Here is a 13141-nt window from a genome sequence, read left to right on the forward strand (position 1 = left end):
AATCAACGTATTAGATAGATAAGGAATACCCCCCATGTCAGAACGTTTCCAAAATGACGTGGATCCGATCGAAACTCGTGACTGGCAACAGGCGATCGAATCGGTCATCCGTGAAGAAGGTGTTGAGCGTGCTCAGTATCTGATTGACCAGCTCCTTTCTGAAGCCCGCAAAGGCGGTGTGAAAGTGGCAGCTGGCACAGGGGCGAGCAACTATATAAACACTATTGCCGTTGAAGATGAGCCGGAATACCCTGGCAATCTGGAACTGGAAAGACGTATTCGTTCAGCTATCCGCTGGAACGCAATCATGACGGTTCTGCGTGCCTCTAAAAAAGACCTTGAGCTGGGCGGCCACATGGCGTCCTTCCAGTCTTCTGCGACCGTCTATGAAGTTTGCTTCAACCACTTTTTCCGCGCCCGTAATGAGAAAGATGGCGGTGATCTGGTTTACTTCCAGGGCCACATCTCTCCGGGTATCTACGCGCGTGCGTTCGTCGAAGGTCGTTTGACTGAAGAGCAGATGAACAACTTCCGTCAGGAAGTGCACGGCAAGGGCCTGTCATCTTATCCGCACCCGAAACTGATGCCGGAATTCTGGCAGTTCCCGACCGTATCCATGGGCCTGGGCCCGATTGGTGCGATCTACCAGGCGAAGTTCCTGAAATATCTGGAACACCGTGGCCTGAAAGATACTTCTGAACAAACTGTTTACGCTTTCCTCGGCGATGGCGAGATGGATGAGCCGGAATCCAAAGGTGCGATCACTATCGCCACCCGTGAAAAACTGGACAACCTGTGCTTCATCATCAACTGTAACCTGCAACGTCTGGATGGCCCGGTCACCGGTAACGGTAAAATCATCAACGAACTGGAAGGCATCTTTGCCGGTGCTGGCTGGAACGTAATCAAGGTGATGTGGGGTTCCCGTTGGGACGAGCTGCTGCGTAAAGATACCAGCGGTAAACTGATCCAACTGATGAACGAAACCGTTGACGGCGATTACCAGACCTTCAAATCCAAAGACGGCGCCTACGTTCGTGAGCACTTCTTCGGTAAATATCCGGAAACCGCAGCGCTGGTTGCAGACTGGACTGACGAGCAGATCTGGGCGCTGAACCGTGGTGGTCATGATCCGAAGAAAATCTACGCTGCACTGAAAAAAGCGCGTGAAACCAAAGGTAAAGCGACTGTAATCCTGGCCCATACCATTAAAGGTTACGGCATGGGTGATACCGCGGAAGGTAAAAACATCGCGCACCAGGTTAAGAAAATGAATATGGACGGCGTGCGTTATATCCGCGACCGTTTTAATGTTCCGGTAACCGATGAGCAGGTTGAAAACCTCTCTTACCTGACCTTCCCGGAAGGTTCTGAAGAGTACAAATACCTCCACGAACGTCGCCAGGCGCTGAAAGGCTACCTGCCGTCTCGTCAGCCTAAATTCACCGAGAAGCTGGAACTGCCTGCGCTGTCTGATTTCTCTCAGTTGCTGGAAGAGCAGAACAAAGAGATCTCTACCACTATCGCTTTCGTTCGTGCCCTGAACGTGATGCTGAAGAACAAATCGATCAAAGATCGACTGGTTCCGATCATCGCCGACGAAGCGCGTACTTTCGGTATGGAAGGTCTGTTCCGTCAGATTGGTATTTACAGCCCGAACGGCCAGCAGTACACCCCGCAGGACCGTGAGCAGGTTGCTTACTACAAAGAAGACGAAAAAGGTCAGATCCTGCAGGAAGGTATCAACGAACTGGGTGCTGGTGCATCCTGGCTGGCGGCTGCGACCTCTTACAGCACCAACAACTTGCCGATGATCCCGTTCTACATCTACTACTCCATGTTCGGGTTCCAGCGTATCGGCGACCTGTGCTGGCAGGCGGGCGACCAGCAGGCTCGCGGCTTCCTGGTAGGTGGGACTTCTGGTCGTACAACGTTGAACGGCGAAGGTCTGCAACACGAAGATGGCCACAGCCACATTCAGTCGCTGACTATCCCGAACTGTATCTCTTACGATCCGGCTTACGCGTACGAAGTTGCTGTCATCATGCATGACGGTCTGGAGCGTATGTACGGTGAGAAACAAGAGAATGTTTACTATTACATCACCACGCTGAACGAAAACTACCACATGCCGGCAATGCCGGAAGGTGCAGAGGAAGGTATCCGTAAAGGTATCTACAAACTCGAAACCGTTGCAGGTAGCAAAGGTAAAGTTCAGTTGCTGGGGTCAGGCTCTATTCTGCGTCACGTGCGTGAAGCCGCGCAGATCCTGGCGAACGACTACGGTGTGGGCTCTGACGTGTACAGCGTCACCTCCTTCACTGAACTGGCGCGTGATGGCCAGGATTGTGAGCGCTGGAACATGCTGCACCCGCTGGAAACTCCGCGCGTTCCGTACATCGCTCAGGTGATGAACGACGCGCCGGCAGTGGCATCGACTGATTATATGAAACTGTTCGCTGAGCAGGTTCGTACTTACGTACCGGCTGATGATTACCGCGTACTGGGTACTGATGGCTTCGGTCGTTCCGATAGCCGCGAAAACCTGCGTCACCACTTCGAAGTTGATGCTTCTTATGTGGTGGTAGCAGCACTGGGCGAACTGGCTAAACGTGGCGAAATCGACAAGAAAGTGGTGGCGGAAGCAATCACCAAATTCAACATCGATGCAGAAAAAGTTAACCCGCGTCTGGCGTAAGAGGTAAAGAGATAATGGCTATCGAAATCAATGTACCGGACATCGGGGCTGATGAAGTTGAAATCACCGAGATCCTGGTCAAAGTGGGCGACAAAGTTGAAGCTGAACAGTCGCTGATCACCGTAGAGGGCGATAAAGCCTCTATGGAAGTCCCGTCTCCGCAGGCTGGTATCGTTAAAGAGATCAAAGTCTCTGTTGGCGATAAAACCGAGACGGGTAAACTGATCATGATTTTCGATTCCGCCGAGGGTGCAGCAGCCGCTGCACCTGCTAAGGCTGAAGAGAAGAAAGAAGCGGCGCCGGCTGCTGCTGCGGCTGCCAAAGAAGTTAACGTACCGGATATTGGCGGCGACGAAGTTGAAGTGACCGAGATCCTGGTTAAAGTCGGCGACACCGTTGCGGCTGAACAGTCGCTGATCACCGTAGAAGGCGACAAAGCCTCTATGGAAGTACCGGCGCCGTTCGCCGGTACGGTTAAAGAGATCAAAATCAATACCGGCGACAAAGTCTCCACCGGTTCTTTGATCATGATCTTCGAAGTTGCAGGCGCTGCACCGGCAGCGGCTCCGGCACAGGCGGCAGCTCCGGCTGCGGCAAGCGCGCCAGCAGCAGCTTCTGGTCCGAAAGAGGTTAACGTACCGGATATCGGCGGTGACGAAGTTGAAGTGACCGAAGTGCTGGTAAAAGTGGGCGATAAAGTCTCTGCTGAACAGTCATTGATCACCGTAGAGGGCGACAAAGCGTCTATGGAAGTTCCGGCACCGTTCGCCGGTACGGTTAAAGAGCTGAAAGTGAACGTGGGCGATAAAGTTTCCACCGGCTCTCTGATCATGGTGTTTGAAGTAGAAGGCGCAGCACCTGCCGCCGCTCCAGCTGCGGCTGCTCCGGCTCCTGCTGCTCAGGCGGCAAAACCGGCCGCTGCACCGGCTCCGGCGAAAGCTGAAGGCACATCCGACTTTGCTGAAAACGACGCTTACGTTCACGCGACACCGCTGATCCGCCGCCTGGCGCGTGAATTCGGTGTTAACCTGGCGAAAGTGAAAGGCACCGGCCGTAAAGGTCGCATCCTGCGCGAAGACGTTCAGGCTTACGTAAAAGAGGCGATCAAACGCGCTGAATCCGCGCCTGCCGCTGGTGCAACCGGTGGTTCTCTGCCAGGCCTGCTGCCGTGGCCGAAAGTGGATTTCAGCAAGTTTGGTGAAATCGAAGAAGTGGAGCTGGGCCGTATCCAGAAAATCTCAGGTGCTAACCTGAGCCGTAACTGGGTGATGATCCCGCACGTTACGCACTTCGATAAAACCGATATCACCGATCTGGAAGCGTTCCGTAAACAGCAAAACGCCGAAGCTGAGAAGCGTAAACTGGACGTGAAATTTACCCCGGTTGTCTTCATCATGAAAGCCGTTGCTGCGGCGCTTGAGCAAATGCCACGCTTCAACAGTTCTCTGTCTGAAGATGGTCAGAAGCTGACGCTGAAAAAATACATCAACATCGGTGTTGCGGTAGATACGCCGAATGGTCTGGTTGTTCCGGTCTTTAAAGACGTGAACAAGAAGAGCATTACCGAGCTGTCCCGCGAACTGACTGTTATCTCCAAAAAAGCGCGTGATGGCAAGCTGACCGCTGGCGAAATGCAGGGTGGTTGCTTCACTATCTCCAGCATCGGCGGCCTGGGCACCACCCACTTCGCGCCGATTGTGAATGCGCCGGAAGTGGCTATCCTGGGCGTCTCCAAATCTGCAATGGAGCCAGTCTGGAACGGTAAAGAGTTCGTGCCGCGCCTGATGATGCCGATTTCGCTCTCCTTCGACCACCGTGTGATTGACGGTGCGGATGGTGCGCGCTTTATCACCATCATCAACAACATGCTGTCGGACATCCGCCGTCTGGTGATGTAATCGAGAAAGCCGGCCTTACGGCCGGCTTTTTTCTGATAATCTCATTGGGCTTTTGGGGTTATCAGGGGCAAAGGACAAATCGTTTGCCGTTTGTTGTTTCAAATTTGTTAACATTTTTGTAAACTGCGAGCGGATAGAACGTCCCGGTGGATGAAGGGCGACACGAAGTACCCCTGACCGCCGGAAATCAATAAGAGGTCATGATGAGTACTGAAATCAAAACTCAGGTCGTGGTACTTGGGGCAGGCCCGGCAGGTTACTCTGCTGCCTTCCGTTGCGCTGATTTAGGTCTGGAAACCGTCATCGTTGAACGTTACAGCACCCTCGGCGGTGTTTGTCTGAACGTAGGTTGTATCCCTTCTAAAGCGCTGCTGCACGTAGCAAAAGTTATCGAAGAAGCCAAAGCGCTGGCTGAACACGGTATCGTCTTCGGCGAGCCGAAAACCGATATCGACAAAATCCGTACCTGGAAAGAGAAAGTGATCACCCAACTGACCGGTGGTCTGTCGGGTATGGCGAAAGGCCGTAAAGTGAAAGTGGTCACCGGTCTGGGTAAATTCACCGGGGCGAACACCCTGGAGGTTGAAGGCGAAAACGGCAAAACCGTGATCAACTTCGACAACGCTATTATCGCGGCGGGTTCCCGTCCGATTCAGTTGCCGTTCATTCCGCACGAAGATCCGCGCGTATGGGATTCCACCGATGCGCTGGAGCTGAAATCCGTACCGAACCGTATGCTGGTGATGGGCGGCGGTATTATCGGTCTGGAAATGGGTACCGTGTACCATGCGCTGGGTTCAGAGATCGACGTGGTTGAAATGTTCGACCAGGTTATCCCGGCAGCAGATAAAGATATCGTTAAAGTCTTCACCAAACGCGTCAGTAAGAAATTCAACCTGATGCTGGAAACCAAAGTAACTGCCGTTGAAGCGAAAGAAGACGGTATCTACGTTTCCATGGAAGGCAAAAAAGCCCCTGCTGAAGCGCAGCGTTACGACGCCGTGCTGGTGGCTATCGGTCGTGTACCGAACGGTAAAAATCTTGATGCCGGCAAAGCAGGCGTTGAAGTGGACGAACGTGGCTTCATCCGCGTTGACAAACAGCTGCGCACCAACGTGCCGCACATCTTTGCTATCGGCGATATCGTCGGTCAGCCGATGCTGGCGCACAAAGGCGTGCATGAAGGTCACGTGGCCGCTGAAGTTATCGCCGGTAAGAAACACTACTTCGATCCGAAAGTTATCCCGTCTATCGCTTACACCGAGCCAGAAGTTGCATGGGTTGGTCTGACAGAGAAAGAAGCGAAAGAGAAAGGCATCAGCTACGAAACCGCCACCTTCCCATGGGCTGCTTCTGGCCGTGCTATCGCTTCCGACTGCGCGGATGGTATGACCAAACTGATTTTCGACAAAGAGACGCATCGCGTTATCGGTGGCGCGATTGTCGGCACCAACGGTGGCGAGCTGCTGGGTGAAATCGGTCTGGCGATCGAAATGGGTTGCGACGCGGAAGATATCGCGCTGACCATTCACGCGCACCCGACGCTGCATGAATCTGTTGGCCTGGCCGCAGAAGTGTTCGAAGGAAGTATCACCGACCTGCCGAACCCGAAAGCGAAAAAGAAATAAGTTTTCGCAGATAAAAAACGCCTCTTCGGAGGCGTTTTTTTTACGCCAATTTTGGTAGGTAACAGAGTTTTACACTGCAAGAGGTATAAATATTACGCAGATTTTGCCGATAGTAACGCCTACGGCCATTCCCGGCGAGATAAGGAGTTTATCGTCATGGTTACGGGTATTAAGTTGCCTTTACCGACAATGTTATCCAACTTGTCGACCGCCACCCGAGTGGGGACGCCGCGCGTGAGCAGTAATGCCACCTTGCCTGCGGCAGGCAGTGCTTCCGCTAAAGTCACTTTTGGCAGCCAGACGCAGGCTATTGCCGCTATATACAGCATGTCGCCGCAGAAAATCAGCGCCAGTGCGTCTACTCAGGCTAATTCGGTTATTCAGGATCTGATGCACACGGCTATGGGTGGGAATTCTGTTTCATCATTTAGCAACCTCGGCAGCGCACTGCTCGAAAATCTGAAAGAGAACCGGGGGGATTTAACACAAGCATTAACGCAAACGGAATCGGGCGCCGCTTCTGACAGCAAATCAGCCGTTTCTTTAGATATCACGACTCGCTCAGGTTCCACGGTGCATCTCACGCTGACCCAGCAGGATGATGGTATTGCGGTCTCTGTCAAAACTGAAGGTAATCAACTTAATGATGATGAGGCCGAAGCTGTGGCCTCATTGGGGAACGCGTTCCAGTCGGTGCTGAATGGTTTGGGCGCAAAACCGCCTAAACTCGATATCACGGAGTTAACGAAATTTAACAGCAATGTGCTGAAATCTGTAGACCTGAAAACCGATGTTCGCAACGGTGATAATTCCTTACAGTCACTCAACTTCCATACTGACAGCAGTGAGAGTTGGGTGGGTTATCAGGATGCTGATTTCTCTCTGAAAATGACCAGCGATCGCGGCTCCAGTAATGATCCTGCCGATCGGATAGCGCAGCAAATCGCGCTGGCCGCCTACGATAAACAGTTTGATCAAGCGCGTATCGCCGGGCACGGTGACAGAAACCAGATGGAACTACTCAAGTCAGTGTTCCATGCGTTAAATACGCCGCAAAGCGAAGGTATTGATGTCACTGGAAAAAGTACTGAGGTCCGTGCCGACGGTGGCAACAGTGGTAACAGTGGCAACAGTGGCAATAGTACTCCGTCGAATGGGCTGAATGATTTCTCTCTTTCGTTAACGCAGACGTCGAAATTGATCAACCCGGCCCGTTTAGATGAAAAAGAGAGTTTCTCTTATCAGGCCTCACAAACCACTGAGGAGAGCCGAAGCTACGACGGTTCCCGCAGCGTGAAACAGACGGCGCATAGCCATTTAAGCGCGTCCTGGTATCAACAACTGGACCCGTCCATTCCGTTGTCGCTCAATCGAGATAAGACGTCGCAAAACTACATTTACCACACGCTGGAAAATGATGAAGTGAATACCACTACCCTGAACTATAACGCTAAGGGGCTGCTGGCGAGCATCAACAACCAGACGCAGGTGAATAATCTGGAGACGATGAAGAAGTACGTGACGGGTGATCTGGTGGATGAGACAAATACACCGGAAAAATACAATCGTGAGACGCTTAAAAAGCTGCTGAATGATATGTAGGTTAATGATAAGTGGTCTTTCGGGGCCATTTATCATGGTTTCTAACGTGTAATCTGTTCCTGCAAGACCTGATTTTTGCTGGAATATTCTGCCCTTAACGATTCAGCTAATTTTTAATGTTGCTTTTTTGTAAACAGATTAACACCCCCTGAAAATCCTGATATGCTGCCCGACGCGGTTCGCGGATTTACCCTACAAACTGCTGTCTCACAGGAGCGTGAAGAGAAACGCCTGCCGCATTATGACAATGAGAGCGAGGAGAACCGTCGTGCTAGAAGAATACCGTAAGCACGTAGCTGAACGTGCCGCTGAGGGGATTGCGCCAAAACCATTAGATGCAACCCAGATGGCTGGCCTTGTCGAGCTGCTGAAAAGCCCGCCTACTGGCGAAGAAGAATTCCTGATTGATCTGCTGACCAACCGTGTTCCTCCGGGCGTTGATGAAGCCGCCTATGTCAAAGCGGGTTTCCTTGCCGCTGTCGCCAAAGGCGAAGCCACCTCCCCACTGGTCACCCCTGAGAAAGCTATCGAACTGCTGGGCACCATGCAGGGCGGTTACAATATTCATCCGCTGATTGATGCGCTGGATAACGACAAACTGGCACCGATTGCTGCCAAAGCTCTGTCCCATACTCTGCTGATGTTCGATAACTTCTACGATGTAGAAGAGAAAGCCAAAGCGGGCAACGCCTGGGCGAAGCAGGTGATGCAATCCTGGGCCGATGCCGAGTGGTTCCTGAACCGTCCGGCTCTGGCGGAAAAAATTACCGTTACCGTCTTCAAGGTAACGGGCGAAACCAATACCGATGATCTCTCTCCGGCACCTGATGCCTGGTCGCGCCCGGATATCCCGCTGCACGCGCTGGCGATGCTGAAAAATGCCCGCGAAGGCATTGAACCGGATCAACCGGGTGCTGTTGGCCCGATCAAACAGATCGAGCAACTGGCGAAAAAAGGCTTCCCGCTGGCGTACGTTGGCGATGTAGTGGGTACCGGTTCTTCCCGTAAATCCGCTACTAACTCCGTATTGTGGTTTATGGGCGACGACATTCCGTTCGTGCCGAACAAACGCGGTGGTGGTCTGGTACTGGGCGGCAAAATTGCGCCAATCTTCTTCAACACCATGGAAGATGCCGGTGCGTTGCCGATCGAAGTGGATGTCAATAACCTGAACATGGGCGACGTGATCGACGTTTATCCGTTCAAAGGTGAAGTGCGCAACCACGAAACAGGCGAACTGTTGGCCAGTTTCGAACTGAAAACCGATGTGCTGATCGACGAAGTGCGCGCCGGTGGCCGTATCCCACTAATTATTGGTCGCGGCCTGACCACCAAGGCGCGTGAAGCGCTGGGCTTGCCACACAGCGATGTGTTCCGTCAGGCGAAAGACGTGGCGGAAAGCAGCCGCGGGTACTCGCTGGCGCAGAAAATGGTGGGCCGCGCCTGCGGCGTGGCCGGGGTTCGTCCCGGCGCTTACTGCGAACCGAAGATGACCTCCGTAGGCTCTCAGGACACCACCGGCCCGATGACGCGTGACGAGCTGAAAGATCTGGCGTGCCTGGGCTTCTCTTCTGATCTTGTGATGCAGTCCTTCTGCCATACCGCTGCTTATCCGAAGCCAGTTGACGTTACCACGCACCATACGCTGCCGGACTTCATTATGAACCGCGGCGGTGTTTCCCTCCGTCCGGGCGATGGCGTGATCCACTCCTGGCTGAACCGCATGCTGCTGCCGGATACGGTCGGTACCGGCGGTGATTCCCACACCCGTTTCCCTATCGGCATTTCTTTCCCGGCGGGGTCAGGCCTGGTGGCATTTGCCGCCGCGACTGGCGTCATGCCGCTGGATATGCCGGAATCGGTGCTGGTGCGCTTTAAAGGCAAAATGCAGCCGGGCATCACGCTGCGCGATCTGGTGCATGCTATCCCGCTGTATGCCATCAAACAGGGTCTGCTGACCGTTGAGAAGAAAGGCAAGAAAAACATCTTCTCCGGTCGCATTCTGGAAATCGAAGGTCTGCCGGATCTGAAAGTCGAGCAGGCGTTTGAACTTACCGATGCGTCCGCTGAACGTTCTGCTGCCGGTTGTACCATCAAGCTGAACAAAGAGCCAATCGTCGAGTATCTGAACTCCAACATCGTGCTGCTGAAGTGGATGATTGCAGAAGGCTATGGCGACCGCCGTACGCTGGAGCGTCGTGTTCAGGGCATGGAAAAATGGCTGGCGGATCCGCAGTTGCTGGAAGCCGATGCTGACGCAGAATATGCGGCGGTGATCGACATCGATCTGGCGGAAATTAAAGAACCTATCCTCTGTGCGCCGAACGATCCGGATGATGCGCGTCTGCTGTCCGACGTACAGGGCGCCAGCATCGATGAAGTGTTCATCGGTTCCTGCATGACCAACATCGGACACTTCCGTGCCGCCGGTAAGCTGCTGGACAGCCATAAAGGCCAGCTGCCGACCCGTCTGTGGGTGGCACCGCCAACCCGTATGGACGCTGCGCAACTGACGGAAGAGGGCTACTATAGCGTGTTCGGTAAGAGTGGCGCGCGCATTGAGATCCCGGGTTGCTCCCTGTGTATGGGTAACCAGGCGCGTGTTGCCGATGGTGCAACGGTGGTTTCGACCTCGACGCGTAACTTCCCGAACCGTTTAGGTACTGGTGCAAACGTCTACCTGGCCTCTGCGGAGCTGGCAGCGGTTGCAGCGTTGATCGGTAAACTACCGACGCCGGAAGAGTATCTCAACTTTATGGCGCAGGTAGATAAAACTGCCGTCGACACCTACCGTTACCTGAACTTCGACCAGCTTAATCAGTACACCGAGAAAGCCGACGGCGTAATTTTCCAGACCGCCGTCTGACTGACAAGCCACCCTTCGGGGTGGCTTTCTTTTCCTGCCTCACTGCGCAAATACCTTTTGTTTAAGCGCAGCAAATGTTTCTCAAACCCTGCTATTTCCATAAAAATCCAGGCCACTTACGTGCCGCATTAACCGGGTGTGGGTGGCGATGTTTGTCCGGCTCAAATCGATTGATCATCGGGTGCTGATAGCTGGGATGCCCTGCGGGTGATTTCCGCGCAGGCAGACGGATATTTTGCAACGCTTCCGGTCGCTACGCTGTTTTTCTTGTATTGTGCTGCGATAATTACTGCATAGGCGGTTATCAGGCCTGCAAGAGGAAGCAACTATGGATTACGAATTTCTGCGCGATGTCACCGGAGCCATTAAGGTGCGCATGTCGATGGGGCATGAAGCAGTCGGACACTGGTTCAATGAAGAAGTGAAAGAGAACCTGGCCCTGCTGGACGAAGTTGAGCAGGCGGCAAAAACGGTGAAGGGCAGCGAGCGATCCTGGCAACGCGCCGGGCATGAATACACACTGTGGCTGGATGGCGAAGAAGTGATGGTTCGTGCCAACCAACTGGATTTTTCTGGCGATGAGATAGAAGAGGGGATGAGCTACTACGATGAAGAGAGTCTCTCACTGTGCGGCGTGGAAGACTTTTTGCAGGTGGTAGCAGCCTACCGTCGATTCCTGAAACAACGCTAACCGGGAGCCTCCTTGCTCCCTTTGCGCGTTACACGGCCGGGATATTTCGGCCGTAGTAGATCTCGCGCATCTCTTTCCACAGCGCTTCGGTGATCTCCTGGCGCTCTTCGGGGGTCAGATCTTCCGGCCGGGTATGGAACATGTAGTGCTTCAGGTCAAACTCCTTCAGCAACATTTTGGTATGGAAGATATTTTCCTGATAAACGTTAACATCCACCATGTCATACAGCGATTTTATGTCATCAGACATAAAGTTCTGAATCGAATTAATCTCATGATCGATAAAGTGCTTCATACCGTTAATGTCACGCGTAAAGCCGCGAACACGATAATCGACGGTGACAATATCGGACTCAAGCTGGTGGATCAGGTAATTCAGCGCTTTCAGCGGTGAAATCACGCCGCAAGTGGACACTTCAATGTCGGCGCGGAACGTACACAAGCCGCCTTCCGGATGACTTTCCGGGTAGGTATGTACGCAGATGTGGCTCTTATCCAGATGCGCCACCACCGCTTCTGGCAGCGGACCGGGGTGCTCTGTTTTGTCTATCGACTGTGGATCGACCGGTTCTTCGCTCACCAGAATGGTGACGCTTGCGCCCTGTGGTTCGTAATCCTGACGGGCAATATTCAGGATATTGGCACCGATGATGTTACAGGTTTCCGTCAGGATCTCGGTCAAACGGTTGGCATTATAGAGTTCATCAATGTAGGCAATATAGCCGTCACGCTCTTCTGCGGTTTTGGCGTAGCAGATGTCGTAGATACAAAAACTCAGGCTTTTGGTCAGATTGTTAAAGCCATGCAGTTTAAGTTTTTTCAATTTTTATCACCCCCCTTAGAGTCACAGTGCAGACAGCGCGTCTTGCAGATATTGTGGCAGAGCGAATGCTGCGGTATGAATCGCCGGATTGTAGTAACGGCAGGTGAGTGAGGCATTGCGGAAACGGGCTGCGATGATCTCGGTTGAAAGATGGCGCAACACCTCGTTATCCGTGGCCCAGGCGAAGGTCATAATACCGCCGTAATAGGTCGGTACTGCGGCCTGGTAGAAACTGACGTCGCTAAAATAGTGGCTTAGCTTGCGGTGGCTACCGACGGCTTCGTCCTGTTGCAGGAAGCTGACGCCATTTTGTGCGACAAAGATCCCGCCAGCATTCAGGCATCGTTTACAGCCTTCGTAGAACGCTGAAGTGAACAGGCTCTCGCCGGGACCAATAGGATCGGTACAGTCGGAAATGATCACGTCGAACGTTTTGTCGGTCTGATTAACAAAATTGACGCCGTCATCGATCACTAACTGGAAACGCGGATCGTCGTACGCGCCCGCGTTGTGCTTTGGCAGGTATTGGCGACAGAAAGAGACGACGCCCGCGTCAATTTCAACCATGGTGATGGTTGCGATGTTTTTGTGACGGGTCACTTCACGCAGCATTGCGCCGTCGCCGCCGCCGATGATCAGCACATGTTTTGCGTGGCCGTGCGCCAGCAGAGGAACATGGGTCATCATTTCGTGGTAGATAAATTCGTCGCGTTCGGTGGTTTGTACCACGCCATCCAGCGCCATTACGCGGCCAAAGGCGGCGTTCTCGAAAATGATCAGATCCTGATGATCGGTCTTTTCGTGATAAAGCACCTTATCCACGGCAAAGTACTGACCAAAATGGTTATGCAGCGTCTCTTGCCACATTGTTTTGTCGGCCATTGGTTGCTCCTTTGTTAACACCCGCGAAACGGGCGCAACATAATAGCTAACTC

General features: G+C 53.1%; 8 protein-coding genes. 6 read left to right on the forward strand and 2 right to left on the reverse strand.

The window, feature by feature from the left end; all coding sequences use genetic code 11:
- The first annotated feature begins 34 nt into the window (after window positions 1-34).
- The 6 genes from aceE to yacL all read left to right on the forward strand — a co-directional run bounded on the left by aceE (window position 35) and on the right by yacL (window position 11383).
- Complete coding sequence (gene aceE / locus BM427_RS14570) at window positions 35-2698, forward strand: pyruvate dehydrogenase (acetyl-transferring), homodimeric type (protein WP_090122584.1); 2664 nt, start codon at window positions 35-37, stop codon at window positions 2696-2698.
- Window positions 2699-2712: 14 nt separating this feature from the next.
- Complete coding sequence (gene aceF / locus BM427_RS14575) at window positions 2713-4596, forward strand: pyruvate dehydrogenase complex dihydrolipoyllysine-residue acetyltransferase (protein WP_090122585.1); 1884 nt, start codon at window positions 2713-2715, stop codon at window positions 4594-4596.
- Between the two features lie 203 nt (window positions 4597-4799).
- Window positions 4800-6224 carry a dihydrolipoyl dehydrogenase gene (lpdA, locus tag BM427_RS14580; RefSeq protein ID WP_090122781.1) on the forward strand — a complete coding sequence of 475 codons (1425 nt, stop codon included), beginning with the start codon at window positions 4800-4802 and terminating at the stop codon, window positions 6222-6224.
- 156 nt (window positions 6225-6380) lie between these two features.
- Window positions 6381-7826 (forward strand): hypothetical protein, encoded by a 1446-nt coding sequence (locus BM427_RS14585; RefSeq protein ID WP_090122586.1) that lies wholly within the window; start codon window positions 6381-6383, stop codon window positions 7824-7826.
- Window positions 7827-8094: 268 nt separating this feature from the next.
- Window positions 8095-10692, forward strand: coding sequence for a bifunctional aconitate hydratase 2/2-methylisocitrate dehydratase (acnB, locus tag BM427_RS14595; protein ID WP_090122588.1), 2598 nt, complete (start codon window positions 8095-8097; stop codon window positions 10690-10692).
- A 328-nt stretch (window positions 10693-11020) separates the two neighbouring features.
- A complete protein-coding gene (gene yacL / locus BM427_RS14600; protein ID WP_090122589.1) occupies window positions 11021-11383 on the forward strand; it encodes a protein YacL in 363 nt (120 codons plus the stop codon).
- 28 nt (window positions 11384-11411) lie between these two features.
- Here the strand turns inward: yacL and speD are convergent, their stop codons facing one another.
- Both speD and speE read right to left on the reverse strand, forming a co-directional pair.
- A complete protein-coding gene (gene speD, locus BM427_RS14605) occupies window positions 11412-12206 on the reverse strand; it encodes an adenosylmethionine decarboxylase (RefSeq protein ID WP_090122590.1) in 795 nt (264 codons plus the stop codon).
- A gap of 21 nt (window positions 12207-12227) precedes the next feature.
- Window positions 12228-13088, reverse strand: coding sequence for a polyamine aminopropyltransferase (gene speE, locus BM427_RS14610; protein ID WP_090122592.1), 861 nt, complete (start codon window positions 13086-13088; stop codon window positions 12228-12230).
- Between the last annotated feature and the right edge of the window lie 53 nt (window positions 13089-13141).

Origin of the sequence: Kosakonia arachidis (assembly GCF_900116535.1) — a bacterium.
GTDB lineage: Bacteria > Pseudomonadota > Gammaproteobacteria > Enterobacterales > Enterobacteriaceae > Kosakonia > Kosakonia arachidis.

What these genes read in the sequence shown, in the direction of transcription:
- aceF (WP_090122585.1), top strand. Translation starts at nt 2,713, where the DNA reads ATGGCTATCGAAATCAATGTACCGGACATCGGGGCTGATGAAGTTGAA.
- lpdA (WP_090122781.1), top strand. Translation starts at nt 4,800, where the DNA reads ATGAGTACTGAAATCAAAACTCAGGTCGTGGTACTTGGGGCAGGCCCG.
- speE (WP_090122592.1), bottom strand. Translation starts at nt 13,088, where the DNA reads ATGGCCGACAAAACAATGTGGCAAGAGACGCTGCATAACCATTTTGGT.
- BM427_RS14585 (WP_090122586.1), top strand. Translation starts at nt 6,381, where the DNA reads ATGGTTACGGGTATTAAGTTGCCTTTACCGACAATGTTATCCAACTTG.
- aceE (WP_090122584.1), top strand. Translation starts at nt 35, where the DNA reads ATGTCAGAACGTTTCCAAAATGACGTGGATCCGATCGAAACTCGTGAC.
- yacL (WP_090122589.1), top strand. Translation starts at nt 11,021, where the DNA reads ATGGATTACGAATTTCTGCGCGATGTCACCGGAGCCATTAAGGTGCGC.